The organism is Thalassobacter sp. 16PALIMAR09 (assembly GCF_000765485.1).
GTDB lineage: Bacteria > Pseudomonadota > Alphaproteobacteria > Rhodobacterales > Rhodobacteraceae > Thalassobacter > Thalassobacter stenotrophicus.
In genome coordinates this window covers 1-21,893 of the sequence record NZ_JHAK01000008.1, presented here as the reverse complement: position 1 = coordinate 21,893, position 21,893 = coordinate 1, and the positions used below count along the sequence as shown (strand labels likewise).

Below are 21,893 nucleotides of genomic sequence, written 5' to 3'. Positions count from 1 at the left end.
CGACGTCCATGCCGACAACAAGCCTCTCGCCCTAAAATGTAAAGCAGGCACGATACGCCATGAGGGATTGCAAAAAGGTAAACGCAACCGCTCTTCAATCGGATTTGGGTCGCGGCGTCACTGCGCGCACTCTGCCGATACGGCGCGGCACAATGCGCTGCGCGATTTCCTCAGATCTAGTCTCTGCAGCAACACACGTTGCGGTCTCAGCACCGGATCGTTCGGAGGAACGTAAATCAGAATTAGGCCTCAGATCATCCAAAATTTGCTTGAAATACCGCGCAAAATCGCCGGCCCCAGTCCGCAACCAAGCGGCATAGTCATTCTGCTCATTCGCGGCTTGCAACAGTGAAATTGGAAGGCACGCACGAAACTGATCACCGACCTCCATGCGAACCCGCCGGATAATCTTCTCGCGGTCTTTCTCATTCGTGATTTTATCAATCCGGGTGAGCAGAAGAAGGCTGTTTGAATGCAACGTATCCGGTAAACTGCTCCAAACTGCAGCCTCACTCTGGCGCCATGCCTGCGTTGCGTGGCTACACCAAAGCACACCATCAGCCCGTGCAATCATCCTTTGCCAGACTTGTGGCGACATATTGGGGTCAGAAATCCCCGGCATATCCAACAGATCACAGCTTTCGAGCACATCCGCCTCAGAATAAATCTGAATATAGGCCGTGTCTTTGAGCGGAGCGGCAGAAATGTGTGACAAATCAATCGGATGCTCTTCGCCATCAATATCCACGCGAACGGGATCCTCTGAACCAAAAGAAATCATCACAGGTGGTACATGGCTCGCGACGACCTGAACCGGCAAAGGCTGGCTGCCAATCAACAAATTGGCCAGCGTACTTTTGCCCGCACTGAATTCGCCCATGAGAGCGATGCAGGGTTTCTTGTCACACGCGGCTGTTTGGCTCATGCCTCAATCGCCTCTAGGCTTCGGATCGCTTGCTGTACCTCGGCATCGCGGGCAATCAAGGTCTGGCGATCAAACAACGCGTCCACTCCATCCTCGGCCAGTAGAGGTGCGGAAAGAGTATTCAGTAGGATTTCTGCTTGCTCGTAGACAAATCGCTCCGCCTCCTGAACCGCCTGTTCACGCAGCGCATCCCCATGCTGCGATTTCAGATCTTGGATTACTCCAATGGTTTCGGCGTGGATCAGCTTTCGAAAATCTGTAGCAAATGACTGATATCCTCGCCGCTTATACCACCAGTTGCGCCACCAGGTGCCCTTCAAATCCAGCGCGATTGTCTGACCCAAAGTTACCGGTGGCGGCACAGGCAAGGGCGGCGGGACTTTGATATCAAACAACTCAGCCGGAAGGTTCAACGCATTTTGATAGAGTGAGCCGATCTCCTCCGCTGCCTGACGTACACAACGATCAAAAGCTGATTGTACCGTTTTTCCATAAGCTTGGTACGAGGATCGAAGCAAAAGGCGCAGACCGGCCGGATCATATTCCCACACTTCGTCGTCACCGAACTGCTCTAGATGAGACAACAAAGCATCCGTAGCACGCGCCAAAAAGCTATCGTGCACACGATCCAAACGGGTTGAAAAAGCCGATTGCGCCTCATCAAGTTCAGCCATCAATGTCGTGTTTGAACTCTCTTTGATTACGGCAACTGCTGTGCTGATCTCTGACGCGCTGATTTGGACCGGAACTTCGCCGATTTGCGCTTTGGCCTTAAGGTTATCTGCCTGTTGCACCCCGGCCAGTAGGTTCCGGGCACGCGCCCCAATGTGCCTCACTAGGCCCTGCCCCTCACCATGCATAATTCGGTTAGCAATAGCTGCATAAAGCGCGGGCATGCCCGACAATTCCCACAACACACAGCGTGTTGTTTGATGTTGTAGGGTCGCGTCCTCGCTCGCATTCACGAGTTGCATTAGCGCAGCCTTGCTTGCCTCGGGTACGCGAGAAAAAGACCCCATCATCGCACCTTGTGCCCAGATCGCGCTGCCAAAGATAATCTCCGCGTCTTTTGGCCCATCTATTTTTGCCAGTGTTGCGATAATGCTGTCGCGGATTTGGCCAACTTGAGTGCTGGGCTCAGACAACTCATCGACGCGGTTCACGAAAATAATGACTTCGTTTGACTTCACATTGGATATCAACCGAACCAGCGCCAAGTCCGTTGAAGACAGTGCCTGATGCGCGGACAATACCACGACGCAGATGCGGCTATCCCGGATCGCGCGAATAGTAATCTGCTCACGCATCATAAAGGTGTCGTTTACGCCCGGCGTGTCGCGAATGCATAGCCGAACTGGCAGCGCAGGCTGGTGGAAAAACAGGTCGGCAGATCGCGTTATATCCGCAAATCGACCTTGCTGCTCAGATGCGCTGTTATCGAAATCATCACCAAGGCAGACGTACCTCTCGACCAATTCGTGATCGAAATAGCCGTAGTCATGCTGCTGCCCCAGCAAAAGTTCAAACCTCTCACCAAGGCGCAGCTTTGATTTTTGGCGCATCTGTTCAACCTGCGCTTTGATCTTGGCCAGTTCCTCATCCGCGCCGGCGCGGTCCGCCAATTCACCGATGCGGCCACCGCCTGCGATCAGTCGATCCCACTCATTTTCTTCGAAAAAGCAAAACTGCGCGCGCGTTTTAGCGGTAATCGGTTTGGGTGACATGTGCAGTGATGTCACAACCGAGGTCCACGGGTTCACATCCGTTGGCAGCAAGTCCGCGCGGCCAATCATGCAGTTCACAAGTGACGTTTTGCCCGACTTAATCTGGCCAATCATCGTAACGCTCGGCTCGAAGGCTTCAATCTTCGCCTCAAGCTGCGCCGCGATCTTGGCGGTGCTGTCATCCCCAAGGTTTTTGGCGGTAAGCACGGCGGCTTTTATCGGCTCCACCGCCAGCGCAAACGCGTCCAGCCCCGCGACGGCGGATTTCAAAAGCCGATCCGATGCACTCAGGCCATCATCAGGGCCCGCGGACGGTATGGGAGGAGCCATGTTCATATCAGAACCAGCCAGTAGAGTACGGGGGTTAATACTCCGTGTAGCGCCGCCCAATTATGCAGCATCGAGCATTTCTAACTCACGCCGCAATTGGAGTAAGGTGGTGACCGCACAGATCGTCTGCGAGAGTCCACCCTCAACCGACAACAATAAGATGTTGTCTGCAGCAGTGCGCGCATCCTCGGACAAAAGCGCGAATTCGCTTGATACGCCTGCCCCCCCTAGATGTGTTTGCATGGCCTCTGCCAGTGCCTCGGCAGCCGCCGAACAAGTCGTCAAAATTTGCGTGAGCGCTTCTGGGGCTTCCCCCGCCATTTCAGGGGCCAAATCCGTGGCATAGCCAGCCAAAACCGAAAGTGCCTGTTGAGCCGCGCCTTGAGTGGCTTGGTCGTTAGCATTTTGGTTCGTATCGGCCGCAAGATTTGGGGCTGCGCCTCGTTCAGCCGCCTCATCTCTGTGGCTGGCGAGAAAGCTCTGAGCATCCACATAAGCTGCTGCCCGTTGTGCGGACACCATATCTACAATTTCGCGCAGCAAAGTGGACGATAGCTCGGCGTTTTGCGCACCCGGCGGTGCGCCCAATACAATCGGGAATAACCCATAGAACTCACTGTCCGCGATGCTTTGGAAGTAAGATATTTGCGCGTCATTGAGCCGCTCAGAAAACGTCATGGTATCAGCAACTGGCACCAAAAAACTGAGCATTTTCAAACGATCCGGAACTTTTTGCCAAACCTGCAACTCTGACGAGGAAAAGATAGCCGTGCACCAGATGCAGATATCTGCGTTGTTAGGGTCAAACGCGGCGGGCGTGTCCGCAACGAACAACTCAACCTCAGAAATGGCGCGTGCGCACATAGCATTCGCCAGCGCATCTCGCCCCGCACTTTCAGGGCCCGCGATCAACAGACGTGTTTTGGATGTCATCGCCTTCAAGAGACCCTCCGCCACCTCCCGCGCGTTCGTAGAAAGTCCACCAGACTGGAGCAACGCATGCATTGCCGCCAAGGCCGTGCCATGGTCACCGTCCCTGCTCACCCCGCTGCCCCTTTTGTGCGTGGTCCAATGGAAAACATCGGCTGGACAAAGTCAGGAATGCTACCAGTTTCGATAACTCTTAACGGTACAACTGGCCTGACGCCTGAACCGGTACGCGCGGTTTTCACCTGAACCACGGAAAGGGAAACGTTGTCCAAATCCGGGTCCTGTAGGCGCTCTAACCCCTCCATCAGACTGTCGGATATCTCGGCGCTTCCGCTGAGGGGCTGATCCCGGAGGACCGCCTCAATCTCCACGTTGGGCAGAAATTGCAGCCCATCGCTGGCGACAATCAGCGTGTCGCCCCCCTTCAGCTTCAGGGGCACCTCCGGACAATCCATATGCGGGATCGGTTTCCCATACAGCACGGAGGTCAGCACATTGCGATCTGGATGATCCTTACCTTCAGCCGCACTCATCGCGCCCGCGGCAACCATGGTGTCAATCGCACGGCTCATGGAGTGATCTTCGTTGAGCTGCGTCAGCTCATTCTCACGAAACAGAAAAAGCGGGGAGTCCCCTATGGATATCCAATGCAATTCATCACCGACCAGCACGGCGACCACCAAGGTAGAGCCCATCCCGCTACATTCCGAATGCATCTCAACATGAGAGCGTAAACGACTGTTGGCCGCACGCGCAGCGTCCCTAAGCGTTTCTGGGATGCACGTCCTGTCTGCCACCATTTCACTGCGCATAAATGTCAGCGCGCGAAACACTTCTGTCAGGACAATCTGGCTGGCGACGTCGCCTGCGGCGTGCCCCCCCATACCATCCGCCAAAATCACAAACCCTAGGTCCGCCCCGTTGGCGATATTTGCCAACATGGCGTCTTCTTGATAGTCCCGAGCACCGCGCGACATCGCAGAGGTAACATCAAAGGCAAATACTGGCTCACATTGTTTGTGCATGACCCGCGCCTTCCCAGACGAATTCGTCACCGCACAGAGCCACAAACCGCAGCGTTGTTTCACCGATGCGGATCATGTCACCGTGGCGCAGATCTTCGGTGCTTAGGACCGGGCGACCATTCAGGCGAACAATGTTCGACTTTCCCCCGTGCCCAAGGAAAAATCCGTTGGCTTCCTCATCGTAGGCGATGGCGGCATGTTTCTCGCGTGAGATACTGGTATCACCGAGGTCCAGCACCACGGTTTGATCGTCACCACGACCGATGGTCGACACACCCGAATGCAGCGTAAAGCTGTGCCCCCGGCCCGGCCCATCCGCCACAACAATCCATGCGACCGGAAAGCGTGCGCCCTTTGGGCTGGCTTGGGCTGCGGCTTTGTCGATCGGATCGACGATCGCGGCCTCTTGATCAAACCCCAGCATCCGCGTCCGAACCCGCCGAGCTGAGCGATCATTTCGTTGCGGCGGATCAACCTCTGGCACAAGCGTTGGTCCTTGAGGTGGCGTCGTAAACTGAACCTCCGACACCGGCGTCCGATGCAGGGCCTGAGACTGCCGCGCCTCCTCTATTGCCTTTTGTTTTTCGGCGATACGCGCCTGAAACGCGGCGATTTCTTGGGCCGCAAGCGCTTCTTGCTCAGCGAAGGCATCGGAGGGGTCTAGCGCCGCAGGCGCACGCGCGGGGGCAACCAAGTCCTCGGCGCGAGCCAGTGTATAGTCCTCATCCCGCGGGATAGGGTCGATCTCACGTGGCGAGGTCTCTGTGGGTGTCGTGCAGGCCATGGAGTGCGGGCTCGGCGGATCAGATAACTGGGCACCTTCCTCTACTCGGGCCACGACCTCAGACAATGCCCGTGTGTCCAACACTTGATCCAATTCAGGCTCTCCCATGTCGACGGGCGCTATAGGCTCGCTTTTGGGCGGCGTATTGAAGACGCGTTTAAACAAAGTCATCTCGGAACCTCATTTCTTTTTGCTTTCAACGCGATGACGTCGCGCACGGGGTTACAGCACATCGTCACTGTCCAGGGTCAGGATCGGCGGCGTGCTTGTCTGAGCAGGAGCCGTTGCAGGCGAAACCAGCGCCATGATCTGTTTGCCGTTCAGACCAAGAACCACAGCAAAGACCAGCGCGCCCATCACCGTTAAGATCATCGGCAACTTCGAAGCGCCCGGCACAGCCAATGGCTGCGATACGGCCTTAGGCTTTGACTTGGCCGTGTACATTGCGTCGATTGCCGCTTCGCTGGCGGCAACACGCGCGACCTGTTTGAGGCGCGCTTTTTCAATCCAATCTGGGGCTTCATCTTCGCCGGTATAGCCTGCGGGTTCTGGGTCGGGTTCAAGCGGGTGAGCCAATTCCGCAAACCGCTGCTGATAAGACACCTCGGCCCGCTTGGGCGCGGGATCAACTTCCACAGGTTTGGGTTGCTTCGGCTCTGCCGCTGCACTGCCACCATCATCCTTCTGGGCAATCGCGATCAACTGCGTAACTGTCCGTTCGATGTCTCGCTCTTGGGTTGCTGCGGGCGTAGGCACGGGTGACCCGCCTTCACCACCGATGCGCGCCATCCAGTCCTGCGCGGATTGAATCCGATCCTTCGGCAACACTGCCATTGCCTGATCCAAGGCCCGCAGAAACGCATCTGGATACCCCGCGATACGCCCTACCAAGGGCACGTAGGGATCAGGCTTTTTGTCGGCGATAGCAGCCAAACGCATCTGGCTGTTGGGTGGAGCGCTACCTGAAATGACATGCACAAAGGTTGCCGCAAGCGCGTACAAATCGCTGCACGGCCCCTGCTGACTGCCCGCAACATAGAACTCTTGTGGGGAATACCCGTCCTTGACCACCTGCACCGCCGACAATGCGCGGCTCTTTTTGCTGGCCTCTTCCCGCGCGGCCCCAAAATCGATCAAGACGGGGCTGCCTGACGTATCAATCAAGATGTTGTCGGGGGAAATATCCCGATGCAGCATATCCTCTGCATGAACGACCGCGATGGCATCTAATATCCGCCAGAGCACCGATTTGATCTCTGCATAGGCGAGGCGTTCCCCCTTTGCGTCAATGATATCAAGCAGATCCTGCCCTTCGATCAGATCCAACGCCATGTAGGCTGTCTCATTGTCCTTAAAGACCTGATGCACGCCCACAATGTTGCGGTGGTCTAGTTTCGCGAGGCTCCGCGCCTCTCGGACAAACATCTCAACAATCGAATGGAACTGCCCCTTTGAGGTCCGCGACCGCTCGACTACGGTGCGATTTTTCCGCTGGCACAGCGCCTCAGGGAAGCATTCCTTGATGACAACTTGCCGGTCCAAACTGTCCCGCGCCACATAGGTTATCCCGAAACCACCGCTGCCCAAATACCGTTCAATGACGTACTGCCCGCCCAACAACCGGGTGCCCACCGGCAGGAATTCTGCCGAAGCATGGGGGTCGTTTGGGGCATTGTTGGGTCTCATTGATTTCCGCACCCCCACGGGCTGTTGCAAGCGTGCGCTCATCATCGGGAGCGCGCTTTTCCTGCGGCTGAAATCGCGGCGAACTGTGTCCAAAGCTCGGCAAAAGGGTGGCTCTGCTCTGGAGAACATCTGCAATTCGAATTGCTTTTGAATGGCCTTGGCAGCGGCATGCCATTTGAAGCTGAGGAAACGGCCCTGTGGCCTTGCCCCTAGACAGCCTGCGACTGACCTGATCGAAGGGTGGGCGAGCAGAGCCGCCACCCTCGCGAAGTACAACACCGGAGCACCCGAGATGACACTACCAACCACAATGAACGCAATGGTCACTATGGGACACGGCAACATGGATCAGATGGTTTGGCACCCAGATTGGCCCTGCCCCACGCCCGCCGCGGACGAAGTTTTGGTCCGGGTCAAGGCCTGCGGGCTGAACAACACCGACGTGAACACCCGTGTGGGTTGGTATTCCAAAGCCGTAACGGAGGCCACAAGCGGCGATGGCTATGCCAAAGTCGACGACGAAGACCCGACATGGGGGGCCGCGCCGATATCCTTTCCACGTATTCAGGGGGCTGATGTCTGTGGCGAGATCGTCGCCGTCGGCATAGGCGTGGACGCCACCCGCATTCGTGAACGGATCATCACCGACTGCTGGCTGCGGGACCCGCAAGATCCCAGCGACATCAACAAAACCGGTTACTTCGGCTCGGAGCGGGATGGCGGCTTTGCGCAATACACCACCATGCCTGCGGTCAACGCGATTGCGGTAAACAGCCCCCTGTCTGACGCCGAATTGGCCACGTTTTCATGCTCCTACTCCACGGCTGAGGGAATGCTGACCCGCGCTGGCGTGACGGCGGCAGACACTGTTTTGGTACCGGGCGCTTCGGGTGGCGTGGGCACTGGGCTAATCCAGCTGGCCAAGCGACGCGGCGCCCGTGTGGTCGCACTCGCGTCCGAAAACAAACATGCCGCCGTGCGCGCCTTGGGCGCTGACATTGTGCTCCCACGCGCGCCAGAAAACCTGAGGGCGGCCCTCGGGGGCGAGAAAATCACCGTACTTGCGGATGTCGTGGGTGGCCCTAATTGGGGCACCCTTCTCGATGTTATCGAACGTGGTGGGCGGCTCACATGCTCCGGCGCGATTGCGGGCCCGATCGTCGCGTTTGATCTGCGCACGTTCTACTTACGGGATCTGACGTTCACGGGCTCTACCGTCATCGCACCCGAGGTCACAGCCGCACTTGTCCGCTACATTGAAGCCGGTGAGATCAAACCCGCCTTGGCCGCCACCTATCCGCTGCGCGAGCTGCACGCTGCACAATCCGCGTTCATCGAAAAAGCCCACACGGGCAATATCGTTGTAGTCCCATAAGCTCCGAGCCATTGGGGCGGCCTGCTCAGCCGACCCCAGTGCGTAAGTTGTGACTAACGCTGCATCAAAGTCGGCATGCCCAGCATCCGAGAAAACGAAAAGCCGTCTCGTTGGGGGCGGTCAACTGGATCCTGACGTTTGATCACGAGTGGTAGGATAAAGTTCGCCATCCGCGCGTGTTTGGGAAAAATCGAGCCGGTAAAGGGTTTACGGCGGCTCAACAAACCAATCGGGAAATTCGCCATCCGCGCGTGGCGCGAAAAGATGGACCCTGTGAACGGTTTGCGCGTGCTCAACAATCCGATGGGAAAGTTCGCCATGCGGGGGGCGCCGGGCATCAATGCGTTGCTGCCGGTTTTGCTGTTGATCAACAGGGGGAACGGCACCGTGGCCATTCGCTGATGCCGTGGAAAGATGGATCGGTTGAACGGCTTACGCCGGTTGGTCAACGGCAGAATGACATTCGCCATCCGCCCATGCCGCGGAATAATCGAGCCCGTGAATGGCTTGCGCTGAGAGATCAACTTGATCGGAAAACTCGCCATACGCTGATGTCGTCCAAAGATCGACTTGGTGTAAGGTTTGCGTTGGCTCAGCAGGCCAAATGGCCAGTTTGCCATGTGCGCGTGGCGATAAAACAGGGTCCCGTCATAGGGCTTGCGCTTGGACAAAAGCGGAATGGGCCAATCAGCCATGTGATGATTGCCGCGTGCACGCGAACTACGCTCAACCCCCGACATGAACCGGGGATGGCTTTGCAGAACGCTCAACCCACGGCGCCCGTAGGTTGGATCCTTAACCTCAACCTCATCAACGACGCCATCAAGAGCCACGGCCCCGTTGGCCACGGCGGCTTCGCGCGTCATCCGCGCAACGCCCAAGGGGCGGCATCCGGCCTCTACCAGCATCACAGCGCCGCCCTTAGCAAGGCGCTCTTGATAGACTTGCGCCGCTGCTGGCGTGACTTGCAGCGCAGTCAGTTTATCCGCAAGGCCCTCCGCATCCGTGAATGTCCGAATGATCTGTGGCGCAACCTTTTGCTCAAACACGAGCGCATCGCGCGCCGCCATCGCCTGGTCCGCGTGTTCAAAATACCGCGTGATGATCTTTGTCATTGTGCCTCCACTGGCTTTGGTTGTGCGGTCGCTACAGGGCGCGACGTCCGGGAAACGCCACGTCGGATCACGAGCGGAATAGCAATGAGAATAGCCATAACAAGGAATGCCATCTCGATCGTGAAGACTACATTATAGGGCGTGCTGGGCTGAAGTCCCGCAAGGCTTGGGGCCGTCACAAGGATGTCACGGACAATTCCGGCCAGTGCGACGCCAATGCCGGCACAGGTTGCCTGCACCGCACCCCATGCCCCAAGCGACAGACCGATCTGGTCTGGCGGAGCATTTCGGATCGTGGCCGTAAGCGTGCCGTGCCCAAACAGGCCGGCACCGAGCCCAGTGGCCAACGTGCCCACGCAAAAGACAAACGCCCCACCATGGACCGAAGAAAGGATAATCGCGGCGAACCCCGGCAAGCCGATCATCGCACCGAATGTGGCCAAACGCACAGGGTCCCCGCCAATCGCGAGCGCACGCGATGCGATACCAAACCCCATCAACGTGCCACCCGCGAACAATGCCGTCAGGCGCGTCGTCTCAGCCACTGAGAACCCAAGCGCTTGGCCGCCATATGGTTCCAGCAGGACATCCGCCATGCCAAAGCCAAATGTGCCTAAGCCGATCACAACCAACAGCCGCATCGTCCCGGGTAAGGCAATCAACCGCCCCCATGCATCTAGGAATGACACCTTGGGCGTCTGCCCCATGCGCAAGGCGCGCGACCGGTCACGAGATTCCTGTTTCCACATCGCAATCATATTGAGCGCGACAGTCACCACCGCAGAGCCCTGGATCACTTGGATCAGCCGGCCCGGCGTATAATCAGCCAGTAATGCGCCATAGATAAGCGCGCTCACGACCATCCCGAGCAACAGCATGACATACATCAGGCCCACGACCTTTGGGTGGTCCTCTTGCTTGACCAAATCCGTCGCAAGCGCCAACCCCACCGTCTGCACGATATGCAGACCAGCCCCCACCAGCAGAAACGCAAGCGCCGCAGACGACAAGCCCAGCCAGCGGGGGGCATCCACCGCCTCGCCATAGCCCGAAAGGACCAAAAGCGCGAAAGGCATAATCGCAAAGCCGCCGAACTGGTACATCGTACCCTTCCAGATGTAAGGCACGCGGCGCCAGCCGAGGGCAGACCGATGTTCATCCGATTTAAAGCCGACCAATGTTCGAAATGGTGCAAACAGCAATGGCAGCGCGAGCATACCTGCCACAAGCGCCGCCGAGACATCTAACTCAACAATCATCACCCGATTGAGCGTGCCCATCAACAGCACCAATGCCATCCCAACCGTCACCTGAAACAACGACAACCGCAGCAATCGCGACAGCGGCACATCCTTGGTCGCGACATTCACAAACGGCAGATAGCGCGGCGCGATAGAGGCCAGCTTGTTAAGGGCAAAGGCGCGATACTTCATGGGTCCATTTACCACCACGGGTCGATGATCAGCTGACATACGCGGCCAGCCAAGCGCTCAGACAAAAAGAGAGCGCCCTCAGGCGAAATCGCCCGGGGCGCGGATGATCGACTAAAACGTGCCGATCACAGGGGGTGCATCTGCGGAAGCCCGAATTGTGCCGGGTTGCAGGATGGCCTTTGCTGATGTGCCATCAGCAAGAACGATGGTCACTTCACGTGCGCCGCCGTCCAGATCTTTTGTATAGGCCACTTTCGCGGTATCCGCGTTTGGTACTGTCATGGCAGACGCCATTTCATCCCCGGAGCCAAGAGGCTGACCGGACAAGAAGTCCGACACCCATGACGTGTTGCTTAGAACAGCAACGTGGACCGCGAACGACCCAACGGCGACTGCGCCAAGAAACAGGGGGACCCCGACGGACGGGGACACAACAAGCCACATTTTTGCATTGTTCATTGTCTATCCTTCCTTAGCCGAGCCAAGGCGTTGCAGACGCCACAAGAATGTGTGCCAGAAGCGCGATAGCCCCGAATACGCGGGTGCCATCAATGAGGTAGCTATGCACTTCCTCGGCCTCTTTTAGGGTCAGACCGGTTGGCCAGACCTTCTCTGGATCATCGGACATGTCCAAACTCCTCCATGGTTAGGTTTCGGAACCCACACGAAGACGGCTTGGCAAGATGCGATGGCCACTCTCGTGGATTCACGGCCCAGCCCATTATTTAGGCCACAGCCGATAGGAAAACTGTGTACTTTTTTATTTACATTGTAAACTGTCTATATAAGTTTACATATTTTAATAAGCATTAACAAATATTTAACAAAAGAATTACCGCAGATCACATTCAAATTCGGAAATTATCCACAACCCTGCGGTGATCCAACGAACACCCCGTCGCAACCAGAGATGGGCCAGTCTAATCGATAGCGGCGCCGAATCCAGTGACAGTCAAACCGCCATAAACCACCCAGCAAAAAGGGCGCAGCGGTGGACCATTTCAACTATGGAACCGCTGCGCCCTGCCATTAGATTTGGCTGAACAGGAAGCCCTTAGAACCCGTCAGGCAACAAGGCGTCAGGCATGTTTTGGTAGCACACCGGCCGTACGAACCGACGAATAGACATCGTCCCGACCGAGGTCGCGCCAAAGTTGGTGGAAGCCGGGTAAGGTCCGCCATGTACCATCGTGTCTGACACCTCAACGCCAGTGGGGAAGCCGTTTACCAAGACGCGGCCAGCCTTACGTTCTATGATCGGCATCAGGCTTTGAGCCATCTGCGTATCAGCGTCATCCATATGGATCGTACAAGTCAGTTGCCCCTGCAATGCCTTGGCAACAGACGCCATTTCATCCGTATTTTGCGCAACGACCACAATGCCCAAGGGTCCGAAGACTTCTTCCTGCAACGCGTGTTCGGCCAACCAATCCTTAGCTGACACTTGATACAAATAGGGCTTCGCTTCGCGGCCTTCACAGGCCGTGCCGAGAAGTTCGCTCACACCAGCGCCTTGAGCTATGCGAGCAGCCCCGCTGCGGTAGGCATCGGCGATCCCGTCAGTCAGCATTGTCTGGCCACCCATCTCGCTTAACGCGCCCTGTGCGGCATCAATGAACGCATCCGCACCCGGAAGGACAACCGCAATGCCGGGGTTCGTGCAGAACTGCCCTGCCCCCATACACAGCGAACCAGCCCAAGCTGCGCCCATGTCCGCCCCGCGCGCTTTGATTGCTTCGGGCATCATGAACATCGGATTGACCGAGCCCAATTCACCAAAGAACGGGATCGGCTCTGGCCGTGCTGCGCACAGATCAAACAAAGCACGCCCCCCACCAAGCGAGCCGGTGAACCCAACGGCGCGGATCAGCGGGTGTTGGACCAGTGCGGTGCCGACGTCGCGCTTGCCGCCTTGAATCATGCTGAACACGCCCGGATGCATGCCCGTCTTTTGGATCGCCGCGTGGATCGCCTCAGCCACAATCTCGCCCGTGCCGGGGTGGGCCGAGTGGCCTTTGACCACGACCGGACACCCCGCAGCCAAAGCCGCAGCCGTGTCCCCGCCAGCCGTAGAGAACGCCAATGGGAAGTTCGAGGCGCCGAACACGGCGACGGGCCCGATCGGGCGCTGCACCAGCTTAAGATCAGGGCGCGGCAGTGGCGCCCGGTCGGGCAGTGCTGGATCATGCGCTTGGTCCAGATAATCGCCCTTGAGGATATGTGACGCAAACAACCGAAGCTGGCCAGTGGTGCGACCGCGTTCGCCCTGAAGGCGCGCCTCCGGCAGGCCGGTTTCTTGGGTGCCAATTTCCGTGATCGCCTCACCGCGGGCCTCAATCTCATCAGCAATTGCGTTTAGAAACGCGGCGCGGTCCTCGCGGGAGGAGTAGCCAAAAGACCAAAATGCCTCTTCGGCCGCTTCGCAGGCTTGTGCCACCAAATCGGGTGTTCCGACCGAATAGTCATGGGCAGAGCCATGGGCCGGATCAGATGCAAAGGTCCGGTCACTCGCGACCCATTCGCCAGCAATCAGATGTTTTCCGTGGGGCTTAAAGCTCATCTTGGGTATCCGTTTTTATGGGGTTTCAAATGTCGGGCGCGATCTAGGGCGCCGGGATTAGGGGTCCTCGGGCGCAAGCATGGTGCTAACGAAATGGTCGCCGCGCCCATCCGAGACCAGCGTCGCAAATCGATCAGCGAGCAGGGCCGCCAACGCCGTCCGAGAGGGCGCCGCGTGTTCGATCAAATCACGGGCATACCGCAAGTCCTTTGCCGCGTTGGTTATCGTAAACTGCGCGCCGTCGTAATTGCCGTCTAGCGCAGGACCAACGGCCTTTTGCAGCGTGCCGGAGCGGGCCGCCCCGCTCATCATGATGTCATATAACGCGCGGGCATCAACGTTCATTTTCTCGGCGCATTGGAATGCATCCGCCAAAAGCATCGTGGTGCCCTGCGTGACCAAATTATTCAGCAGCTTTGCAGCATGCCCGGTACCAGCATCGCCAAAACGGCGCACCGTTTTTGAATAAGCGCCAACGATCGCTTCAACCTCGGGAAAATGCGCGGCATCGCAGCCGACAAGCGAGGCGAGGCTACCTTCGCGCGCTTGCTGTGGCCCACCCGTTAGCGGCGCATCCGCAAAAAAGGCACCCCGCGCCGCCAGATCATGCGCCAACTGCGCGCTGGTTTCTGGCCGGGACGTGCTGGTGTCGATCCACATTTGTCCCGCACTGAAATGGGGCACCAATTCATTAGCCAGATCAGCGATGACCTCTGCGTTCGGTACACAGGTGATCAAGACTTCGCAGCCCTGCAGCAGTTCCAGCGCACTTGCCGCTTCAATCGCGCCCTCCGCCAAGAGGCCCTCGACCGGCGCTCGGTTTTTATGGGGCAAAACCACAAGCGGATGGCCCGCCGTCAATAGGCAAGACGCCATGCCGGCGCCCATCAGTCCAACGCCGATAAAGCCTATGGCGGGCAACGTCATAACGCGGCTTCGGTCTTTGCTGTTGTTGCCATACGTACCAATAGATCAAAGGCTTGGCGCGTGGCGCTCACGTTCGCGATCCCTTGGCCTGCGATATCAAACGCGGTGCCGTGTGCGGGCGTGGCGACGGGGATGGGCAAGCCACCGGCGACGGTCACGCCCCTTTCGAACCCCATCAGCTTGATCGCAATCTGACCCTGATCGTGGTACATTGTGACCACGGCGTCGACCTCACCTCGCTTGGCTTTGAGGAAAACGGTGTCCGAAGGCCAAGGACCGGTCACATGCATTTGCCGGTCCTGACAGGCTTTGACGACCGGCTCGATGATATCGATCTCTTCACTGCCGAACTTACCGTTGTCTCCCGCATGCGGGTTCAACGCGGCAACCGCGACGTGTGGCCGTGCTTTGCCCGAGCGCGCGAGCGTGGCATGCGCCAGCTCAATCGCACGCTGGATGCCCGGAGCGTCGATGTTGGCCGCCACATCTTTTAGCCCAATGTGGCTGGTCACGCGGGTGGTCATCAAATCGTCCAAGACGTTGATTTCCGAATGATATCCCGTGAACCCAAGGTACCGCGCCATATAGCGATGCTCGTCCTCGGCGTTCAGCCCAGCAGAGGTCATTGCAGCCTTGTTGAAGGGTGCAAACAACACGCCATCCACAAGGCCCGCTTGCGCAAGATCAAGCGCCTTATCCAAGCACCTCAGGGACGTCGTGCCGCCCGCTACGGTTACTGCGGCCACTTGGACCTGATCGGGATCAACAGTCGCAAGGTCAAGGTGGGCAAGCCCTTCAAAACCTCCGATCGCACCCTCTTCAATCGTGTTGAGCGTTACCTCAATGCCCGCTTGTTCGGCCCCGCGTTGCCAAAGATGGGCATCGCCAACCAAAATGATATCTGCGGCTTGGCACACGCCATCCTCGGACAGCAGTTTAGCAATCAATTCAGGACCAATTCCAGACGGATCACCCGGGACAATAGCGAGTTTGGGGCGCATCATTCGGCCTCTTTTTCAGATTGAACTTCTGCAACCGAGGCGGCGATGTTTTTCTCTGCCGTCTGTAGGTGCAATTTCAGGGCGCGACGTGCGGCAACCGGATCACGGGCTTTTAGCGCCCGAACGATATCCAAATGCTCCTGCCGGGTGGCGTCGCGGCCCGCATCGCGCTGCGACGACAAAAACCGCACGCGCCATAGCCGAGCGTTATAAGTGGCATGTGTTTCCGCCAAGGCGGCATTGTTCGCGGCCGCTACAATTGCTGCGTGAAACGCCATGTCGCGCCGAAATGCCTCTAGCTTGCCTTCGGAATTTCGGGCCTCTTTGATCGAGGCGTTGATCCGCTCAATTTCAGCCAACTCAGCGTCGCTCGCGTGTGTACAAGCCAACTCTCCGGCTAGCGCCTCAAGCGCGCCTTGGACCCGCAACCAGTCATTGATTTCATCAAGCGAAGGGTCCGCAACGCTGGGGCGGCGGGTCGGGCCGTACGCAATAAGCCCCTCCCCCTCAAGAATACGCAAAGCCTCTTTCAGCGGGGTCCGGCTGATCCCGAATGCCTCGGCCAGATCACGTTCCCGCACGGGCATACCGGGCGCCAATTTTCCCAGCATGATGAATTCACGCAGATTGTCCGCCGCCTCCGAAGCCAGCGACTTGCGCGGCTTGAGATCGGCGAAATCACGCAGTTCATTTCTCCAGGCAGGATCTTCCATGCTATTTCCCCCACCGCAGAACGAGCGGATCAAGCGGCCGCAGCAGATCAATCATCCGCGAGCGAATATCGGGGTGCAAGGGCGGGATCGGGTGGCGACAGAACTCAGACTTGATCACGCCGCCCTCTACCATCGCGGCCTTGCACGACTGCCAACCGCATTGCCGATTTTCATGATTAATCGCCATTGCGACCCGGCCATAAGCCTCTGTCGCACCAGAGATGTCACCCGAATGATATTTGGTGATTACCGGTTTGATCTGATCCACGATCATGCCGCTGGTCATTGACCCCGTCGCGCCGGCGTCCAGATCGGCCAAAAGAGTAATCGCCTCTTCGCCATCGAACGGTGCCTCAATCGCGTCACCGCCCTCTGCGATCAGGGCACGGATTTTATTGGCCGCGCGGGGGCATTCGATCTTGAACAGCTTCACGGCCTCAATCTCACGCGCCATGCGCACCAGTAGAGGAACCGGCAAATCCACGCCTGACAAAGGCGCGTCCTGAACCATGATCGGAATACCGACCTCACCCACAGCGGCAAACTGCTCAAAACTTTGCTCGGGCGTGCCCTTAAGCAATGCGCCATGATAGGGCGGCATCATCATAACAATGTCTGCGCCCAAGTCCTTGGCGAAACGCGCACGCTCAACGGCAATTTGGGTGGCGTAGTGGCTGATCGTGATGATCACCGGCACCCGGCCTGCGATATGCTCAACGCTCAGCCGCGCCAACACCTCACGCTCCGCGTCCGAAATCAGGAACTGCTCCGAGAAATTGGCAAGAATGCAAATTCCGTCCGCGCCTTGATCGATCAGGCAATCAAGGACACGTTTCATGCCCTCCAGATCGGGGGTGCCATCGTCATGAAACGGGGTCGGTGCGACGGGCCATATGCCGGTGTAGGTGCTCATTCGGTGATCTCGAAGTGTTCCAGGTATTTATCAGTGATCGTGATCCCAAGACCCGGCTTTTCCTCGTCCAGTTGCAAGAAACCATCTTGCGCCTCTGCATCACCCTCAAAGATGTAATAGAACAGCTCGTTGCCGACTTCGACATCGAAAACCGGGAAATATTCCGACATTGGGCAGTTCGTGTTGGCCATCGTGACGTGATAATTGTGCATCTGGCCGGCATGCGGGATGACGGGCACCTGATACGCCTCGGCAATGGCGTTGATTTTTTGGGCCGCCGTGATCCCGCCAACGCGGTTCGTGTCGTACTGCAAAACGCTCACGGCGTTGGTCTGCAACAGGTTCTTGCACCCCATGACCGAAAACTCATGCTCACCGCCAGAAATAGGCACGATGTTCATGGCGTTCAGCTCTGCGTAGCCGGTGGTATCGTCACCGATCACCGGCTCTTCCAGCCAACGCAACTCAAATGGGGCCAGCTTTGGCAGCATGCGTTTGGTGTAGTCGAGGTTCCAGCCCATGTAGGCATCAGCCATCAAATCCTTGTCGTAGCCGATCACTTCGCGCACGCATTCGATCCGCTTGAGGTTTTCGCGCATCCCCGCCATGCCGTCCCGTGGACCCCAGCCAAAGCGCATCTTGAACGCTTGATATCCGGCTTTCATCGCCTCTTCGGCCTCGGCCTGCATCACATCAATAGGGCCGGAATACAGCTTGGAGTAATAGACTGGGATTTCCTCTTTGGTGCGCCCCCCGAGCAGTTTGAACACTGGTTTATCGACGAGTTTACCCATCAGATCCCAGATCGCGATATCAATGGCCGACATTGCGGTCATGCCCACGCCTTTGCGGCCCCATGCTTGGGTGCGCCGGTACATCTTTTCCCAGATGTAGGCATAATCGAACGGGTCCTCACCCACGACCAGCGGCGCATACCAATCATCAATCGCCTTCTTCGTGACCGAGGGCGCAAGTGCTGCATTGCCGATGCCAATGGTGCCGTCGTCGGCCTCTACCTCACAGGTCAGCCATTGGTGAAAGCGGAACGATTCCATCGCGTCCCCCTTCATGCCCAGCGCATCAGAGGCGTTGGTGCAGAAGTTCCCTTGTGGCGGGACCGTAGGCCCCGTCCAATTCCAGACACGGGTGCGGATCGATTTAATTTTGGTCATGGGTTATTCTCCCGTAGATTGGAGCGGATCGCGTTGGCGAAACAGGCGCCAGAAATAGGGCCCGAACAACGCGAGTACGGTTAAGACAAAAAACAGAAGCGTCAGGGGGCGCGTGAACATCAGCCACCACTGGTCATCGAGCATGATCAGAGATTGGCCGAGCCGTTTCTCCAGCATCCCCCCAAGGATCAACCCGATGGCTAATGGCACAACCGAATAGCCAAAGCGGCGCATGAAATAGCCGATCACGCCAGACCCGATCGCGATGTAGACATCCAGCATAGACTGATCGAGCGCATAGGCCCCAACGATCGAAAACGTGAAAACGATAGGCCATAGAATTTGCACCGGAACAAAGGTCACGCGTGCAAACAGCTTGGCCCCAAACAGCCCCACAAAGATGAACGTGATGTTGACCAGCAGCATTGACCAAAAGATCGCATAGGCAAATTCGGCCTGCTCGGTGAACATGGTTGGCCCGGGCTGAAGCCCGTGGACCATCAGCCCCGCAAGAATAACGGCGGCCGTCGGGCTGCCCGGAATGCCCAAGGCCAAGGTGGGCACCATCGCTCCGCCCGTGGCTGAGTTGTTCGCCGCCTCGGACCCAGCGATGCCCTCTATCGCGCCCTTGCCAAATTCCTCAGGCGTTTTGGACCAACGGCGCGCTTCATTGTAGCCAATCATTGAGGCAACGGTCGCGCCCTCGGCGGGCAAGATGCCAATAAACGTACCGATGCCCGAACTGCGCAAAATCGTCTTCCAGACTTTGCGGTAATCCGCGCGAGAGGGCAGCTTGATCGCCTTGAGCAGGATTTGACGCCGCTCAACGCTTAGACGTTCTGCCTGTACCAACAGCTCGGATATTCCGAAAATTCCGATCATGACCGGCACAAAGCCGATCCCTTCGGACAGCTCATTGAACCCAAACGTAAAGCGCTCAACCGTGGTCAAAAGGTCCTTGCCCACCGTTGCCAGCAAAATACCGATGCACCCCGCGATGATGTTTTTGAGCGGCGTGCCATCCCCAATGGTAGCCAGCATCGAAATCCCAAAAACCGTCAGCGCAAAGTATTCTGGTGGCGCAAAGTTATAGGCCATCCGCGCAAGCAATGGCGCGGCAAGCATCAGGCAAAAGACCGAGATAATCCCACCAATTGTCGATGAAACGGTCGCCATGCCCAGCGCCCTGCCCGCTTCACCGCGCTGGGCCATTGGAAAGCCATCCAAGCAGGTCGTGGCACTTGCGGACGTGCCGGGAGTGTTGATCAGGATCGCTGTGATCGCGCCTGCGAATGTGGCCGCGCAATAGATCGTCGTCAGGATGGCAATCGCGGGGATCGGCTCCATCGTAATGGTGAACGGCAGCAATAGGGCGGCACCGGTTGTGGCATTCAACCCCGGTAGCGACCCAATGATGACCCCCGCCAGCGTGGCTGCAAACAGCAACACAAGCAGCTGCGGGTCCATCAGTGCGAGAAGTCCGGCAATAAGCGGTTCCATATGGGTTATCCGTACCAGAGGTTCGTCAGAAAGCCGCGCGGGAAGCGGATCCGGAACACCAAATCAAAGAGAAGAAATACGAGTGCGGGGCTGATGAAAGCGACCAATCCGATGCTCCAAAGCCGCCGTTCGCCCCAAAGCCAAGCAAGCCCCCCAGCAAAGACCCCCAAGCCCAAGAACAGGTCGATTTGGGCGACCAGTGAAAAGACCACAAACATGCCAATGCTGCGCCAGACGTTTGCGCCCACGACGCCGTGCTCAATCGGCTTGTCAAAGATCATCACCAAAACAGACAGCGCGATGATCAGGATTAGCACCATCTGCGGGAAATCTTCCGGCTGCATACCGCGCAACAATATCGGCGGAACACGGTCAAACTGGGTGCTTAGCCAGTAAGCGAGTAGGCAAAAGACGATCGTGCCACAGGGCACCGCGTAGCGCGTCATGGATGACATCCTAGAAAAATGCGGAAAGCTCAGCCCGACCCGCAATACATGAGTTTGCGGGTCGGCAGTTTAGTGCGCGTGCTTACTCGATGAAGCCCAACTCACGCAGAGCGGCGTCCATATCAGCCTGCATCGACGTCAACTGGTTGCCCCAAACATCAGAGCCCGCGACCGAATTCGCATCAAGCCCAACCGATGTCAGGAAACCCTGGTAAACGGTGTGACCCATTGCATTCATTAGTGAAGCTTCGATTTTTTCAGCCACCGCATCTGGTGTGTCGGCATGAACAACAAACCCGCGCACGGTTGAGAAGTTCGCATCAATTCCCAGCTCTTGGGCGGTTGAGACATCGGGCAACCCGCTCATCCGCTCTGGCGCCAGAACCACGATGGGGCAGATATCGCCCGCTGCAATCTGCGACCCGGCTTCTGCGAGGTTAAGGACCGCCACATCAACGGCGCCAGCAACAAGCTGCGTGGCCAGTTCGCCGCCGCCGTCAAACGGGATGATTTTGGGGGTCGCAAGCTCACCGCGACGTGCAAACATAAATGCCGACACGTCATCGATACCGCCAAGGTGGGTTGTGCCGTAGGTCAGCGGGTCGTCTTTTTGAGCGGCCACAAAGGCCTCTGCATTGTCGTACACGCCGCAACGGGTCATGAGGATTTGCGGATCATCGGTGCCGCGCGCGATTGGGCGGACGTCATCCAGAGTCATATCGGTTTTGCCAAGTGCCACAGTCGCCGAGTGGCCGATGGTAAATGTTAAGATGCTGTGACCATCGGCTTCTTGCGTCAGGTAGTAATCCATCGCAGTGGCACCACCGCCCCCACGCTTATTGACGACGACCATGTCCGTGCCAAGCTCGCGCCGCGCGCGGATCATCATCATCCGTGTGGTCACATCTGTACCGCCGCCATTTCCGGCGTGGGTGATCACTTCAATTGTTTTAGTTGGGTATTCTTCAGCGAGAACCTCACCACCGAGGAGCGCTGCGGCAGATGCCAAAGCCAAAAGTTTCTTCATAATTTCCTCCCATGCGTTCGGCGCTTTCTGCGCCTTGCGTGGCGGATATCATAATATTCAAAATTTTGGAATACCAAATATTGTTGTGAAAATTGGGTATGACCTTCTGATGGAATGCAAGCGCCCTAGGGACACGCGTTGGACGTTGGCTGCAAAGGATGGCACGGCCGCAAATTCGACATCGACAAAGGGGCACTGCTAGCACGGCAGCGCAGAAAGTTTCGGTAGCCTGAAAGCGGTGCATTACCCCAAGCCAAACCTCCTGGGCTCGCTGGAAGCCCTACTCCAATGAAAAGATCACCACCAA

At 57.5% G+C, this 21,893-nt stretch carries 20 protein-coding genes; 1 reads left to right on the top strand and 19 read right to left on the bottom strand.

Features of this window, described 5'->3' with window-relative positions; translation table 11 throughout:
• Positions 1-94 precede the first annotated feature (94 nt).
• Genes PM04_RS14230 through PM04_RS17455 form a run of 6 tightly spaced genes read right to left on the bottom strand, consistent with a single transcriptional unit; the run spans position 95 to position 7,404 of the window.
• Entirely contained in the window at positions 95-925 is an 831-nt protein-coding gene (locus PM04_RS14230; protein ID WP_038008084.1) for a dynamin family protein, read from the bottom strand.
• On the bottom strand, positions 922-2,979 hold the full coding sequence (locus PM04_RS14225) for a dynamin family protein (protein WP_161785710.1): 2,058 nt from the start codon (positions 2,977-2,979) through the stop codon (positions 922-924). Before PM04_RS14225 ends, PM04_RS14230 begins: the two co-directional genes overlap by 4 nt.
• A 60-nt stretch (positions 2,980-3,039) precedes the next feature.
• Positions 3,040-4,023: a hypothetical protein gene (locus PM04_RS14220; protein WP_038008082.1), complete on the bottom strand. Its 984-nt coding sequence runs from the start codon at positions 4,021-4,023 to the stop codon at positions 3,040-3,042.
• Positions 4,020-4,934: a PP2C family serine/threonine-protein phosphatase gene (locus PM04_RS14215; RefSeq protein ID WP_052068498.1), complete on the bottom strand. Its 915-nt coding sequence runs from the start codon at positions 4,932-4,934 to the stop codon at positions 4,020-4,022. Before PM04_RS14215 ends, PM04_RS14220 begins: the two co-directional genes overlap by 4 nt.
• Positions 4,918-5,889, bottom strand: coding sequence for an FHA domain-containing protein (locus PM04_RS17460; RefSeq protein WP_052068497.1), 972 nt, complete (start codon positions 5,887-5,889; stop codon positions 4,918-4,920). The genes PM04_RS14215 and PM04_RS17460 overlap by 17 nt, the downstream gene beginning before the upstream one ends.
• A gap of 51 nt (positions 5,890-5,940) precedes the next feature.
• Positions 5,941-7,404 carry a serine/threonine-protein kinase gene (locus tag PM04_RS17455; protein ID WP_081946159.1) on the bottom strand — a complete coding sequence of 488 codons (1,464 nt, stop codon included), beginning with the start codon at positions 7,402-7,404 and terminating at the stop codon, positions 5,941-5,943.
• A gap of 292 nt (positions 7,405-7,696) precedes the next feature.
• Between PM04_RS17455 and PM04_RS14200 the strand changes: the two genes are divergently transcribed.
• Positions 7,697-8,779 carry an alcohol dehydrogenase family protein gene (locus tag PM04_RS14200; RefSeq protein ID WP_038008080.1) on the top strand — a complete coding sequence of 361 codons (1,083 nt, stop codon included), beginning with the start codon at positions 7,697-7,699 and terminating at the stop codon, positions 8,777-8,779.
• Between the two features lie 53 nt (positions 8,780-8,832).
• Here the strand turns inward: PM04_RS14200 and PM04_RS14195 are convergent, their stop codons facing one another.
• The 13 genes from PM04_RS14195 to PM04_RS14135 all read right to left on the bottom strand — a co-directional run bounded on the left by PM04_RS14195 (position 8,833) and on the right by PM04_RS14135 (position 21,586).
• Entirely contained in the window at positions 8,833-9,894 is a 1,062-nt protein-coding gene (locus PM04_RS14195; RefSeq protein ID WP_038008079.1) for a hypothetical protein, read from the bottom strand.
• Positions 9,891-11,327 (bottom strand): PucC family protein, encoded by a 1,437-nt coding sequence (locus PM04_RS14190; protein WP_038008078.1) that lies wholly within the window; start codon positions 11,325-11,327, stop codon positions 9,891-9,893. The genes PM04_RS14195 and PM04_RS14190 overlap by 4 nt, the downstream gene beginning before the upstream one ends.
• Positions 11,328-11,438: 111 nt before the next feature.
• Positions 11,439-11,786, bottom strand: a complete 348-nt coding sequence (locus tag PM04_RS14185; protein WP_038008077.1) for a light-harvesting protein — start codon at positions 11,784-11,786, stop codon at positions 11,439-11,441.
• A 13-nt stretch (positions 11,787-11,799) separates the two neighbouring features.
• Positions 11,800-11,955, bottom strand: coding sequence for a light-harvesting antenna LH1, beta subunit (gene pufB, locus PM04_RS14180; RefSeq protein WP_038008076.1), 156 nt, complete (start codon positions 11,953-11,955; stop codon positions 11,800-11,802).
• A gap of 426 nt (positions 11,956-12,381) precedes the next feature.
• Complete coding sequence (locus tag PM04_RS14175) at positions 12,382-13,887, bottom strand: aldehyde dehydrogenase (NADP(+)) (RefSeq protein ID WP_038008075.1); 1,506 nt, start codon at positions 13,885-13,887, stop codon at positions 12,382-12,384.
• Positions 13,888-13,944: 57 nt separating this feature from the next.
• Positions 13,945-14,814, bottom strand: a complete 870-nt coding sequence (locus PM04_RS14170) for an NAD(P)-dependent oxidoreductase (protein ID WP_038008073.1) — start codon at positions 14,812-14,814, stop codon at positions 13,945-13,947.
• A complete protein-coding gene (locus PM04_RS14165) occupies positions 14,811-15,815 on the bottom strand; it encodes a 4-hydroxythreonine-4-phosphate dehydrogenase PdxA (protein WP_038008277.1) in 1,005 nt (334 codons plus the stop codon). Before PM04_RS14165 ends, PM04_RS14170 begins: the two co-directional genes overlap by 4 nt.
• Positions 15,815-16,528 (bottom strand): GntR family transcriptional regulator, encoded by a 714-nt coding sequence (locus PM04_RS14160; protein ID WP_052068495.1) that lies wholly within the window; start codon positions 16,526-16,528, stop codon positions 15,815-15,817. The genes PM04_RS14165 and PM04_RS14160 overlap by 1 nt, the downstream gene beginning before the upstream one ends.
• A gap of 1 nt (position 16,529) precedes the next feature.
• On the bottom strand, positions 16,530-17,441 hold the full coding sequence (locus PM04_RS14155; RefSeq protein ID WP_038008071.1) for a dihydrodipicolinate synthase family protein: 912 nt from the start codon (positions 17,439-17,441) through the stop codon (positions 16,530-16,532).
• Positions 17,438-18,613, bottom strand: a complete 1,176-nt coding sequence (locus PM04_RS14150; protein WP_038008069.1) for an L-rhamnonate dehydratase — start codon at positions 18,611-18,613, stop codon at positions 17,438-17,440. Before PM04_RS14150 ends, PM04_RS14155 begins: the two co-directional genes overlap by 4 nt.
• Positions 18,614-18,616: 3 nt before the next feature.
• On the bottom strand, positions 18,617-20,113 hold the full coding sequence (locus PM04_RS14145) for a tripartite tricarboxylate transporter permease (protein WP_038008067.1): 1,497 nt from the start codon (positions 20,111-20,113) through the stop codon (positions 18,617-18,619).
• Positions 20,114-20,118: 5 nt separating this feature from the next.
• Positions 20,119-20,559, bottom strand: a complete 441-nt coding sequence (locus tag PM04_RS14140; RefSeq protein WP_038008066.1) for a tripartite tricarboxylate transporter TctB family protein — start codon at positions 20,557-20,559, stop codon at positions 20,119-20,121.
• 82 nt (positions 20,560-20,641) lie between these two features.
• On the bottom strand, positions 20,642-21,586 hold the full coding sequence (locus PM04_RS14135; RefSeq protein ID WP_038008065.1) for a tripartite tricarboxylate transporter substrate binding protein: 945 nt from the start codon (positions 21,584-21,586) through the stop codon (positions 20,642-20,644).
• Between the last annotated feature and the right edge of the window lie 307 nt (positions 21,587-21,893).

What these genes read in the sequence shown, in the direction of transcription:
- PM04_RS14190 (WP_038008078.1), bottom strand. Translation starts at nt 11,327, where the DNA reads ATGAAGTATCGCGCCTTTGCCCTTAACAAGCTGGCCTCTATCGCGCCG.
- PM04_RS14225 (WP_161785710.1), bottom strand. Translation starts at nt 2,979, where the DNA reads ATGGCTCCTCCCATACCGTCCGCGGGCCCTGATGATGGCCTGAGTGCA.
- PM04_RS14195 (WP_038008079.1), bottom strand. Translation starts at nt 9,894, where the DNA reads ATGACAAAGATCATCACGCGGTATTTTGAACACGCGGACCAGGCGATG.
- PM04_RS14165 (WP_038008277.1), bottom strand. Translation starts at nt 15,815, where the DNA reads ATGCGCCCCAAACTCGCTATTGTCCCGGGTGATCCGTCTGGAATTGGT.
- PM04_RS14140 (WP_038008066.1), bottom strand. Translation starts at nt 20,559, where the DNA reads ATGACGCGCTACGCGGTGCCCTGTGGCACGATCGTCTTTTGCCTACTC.
- PM04_RS14160 (WP_052068495.1), bottom strand. Translation starts at nt 16,528, where the DNA reads ATGGAAGATCCTGCCTGGAGAAATGAACTGCGTGATTTCGCCGATCTC.
- PM04_RS14230 (WP_038008084.1), bottom strand. Translation starts at nt 925, where the DNA reads ATGAGCCAAACAGCCGCGTGTGACAAGAAACCCTGCATCGCTCTCATG.
- PM04_RS14145 (WP_038008067.1), bottom strand. Translation starts at nt 20,113, where the DNA reads ATGGAACCGCTTATTGCCGGACTTCTCGCACTGATGGACCCGCAGCTG.
- PM04_RS14155 (WP_038008071.1), bottom strand. Translation starts at nt 17,441, where the DNA reads ATGAGCACCTACACCGGCATATGGCCCGTCGCACCGACCCCGTTTCAT.
- PM04_RS17455 (WP_081946159.1), bottom strand. Translation starts at nt 7,404, where the DNA reads ATGAGACCCAACAATGCCCCAAACGACCCCCATGCTTCGGCAGAATTC.
- pufB (WP_038008076.1), bottom strand. Translation starts at nt 11,955, where the DNA reads ATGTCCGATGATCCAGAGAAGGTCTGGCCAACCGGTCTGACCCTAAAA.
- PM04_RS14215 (WP_052068498.1), bottom strand. Translation starts at nt 4,934, where the DNA reads ATGCACAAACAATGTGAGCCAGTATTTGCCTTTGATGTTACCTCTGCG.
- PM04_RS14150 (WP_038008069.1), bottom strand. Translation starts at nt 18,613, where the DNA reads ATGACCAAAATTAAATCGATCCGCACCCGTGTCTGGAATTGGACGGGG.
- PM04_RS14135 (WP_038008065.1), bottom strand. Translation starts at nt 21,586, where the DNA reads ATGAAGAAACTTTTGGCTTTGGCATCTGCCGCAGCGCTCCTCGGTGGT.
- PM04_RS17460 (WP_052068497.1), bottom strand. Translation starts at nt 5,889, where the DNA reads ATGACTTTGTTTAAACGCGTCTTCAATACGCCGCCCAAAAGCGAGCCT.
- PM04_RS14170 (WP_038008073.1), bottom strand. Translation starts at nt 14,814, where the DNA reads ATGACGTTGCCCGCCATAGGCTTTATCGGCGTTGGACTGATGGGCGCC.
- PM04_RS14200 (WP_038008080.1), top strand. Translation starts at nt 7,697, where the DNA reads ATGACACTACCAACCACAATGAACGCAATGGTCACTATGGGACACGGC.
- PM04_RS14185 (WP_038008077.1), bottom strand. Translation starts at nt 11,786, where the DNA reads ATGAACAATGCAAAAATGTGGCTTGTTGTGTCCCCGTCCGTCGGGGTC.
- PM04_RS14175 (WP_038008075.1), bottom strand. Translation starts at nt 13,887, where the DNA reads ATGAGCTTTAAGCCCCACGGAAAACATCTGATTGCTGGCGAATGGGTC.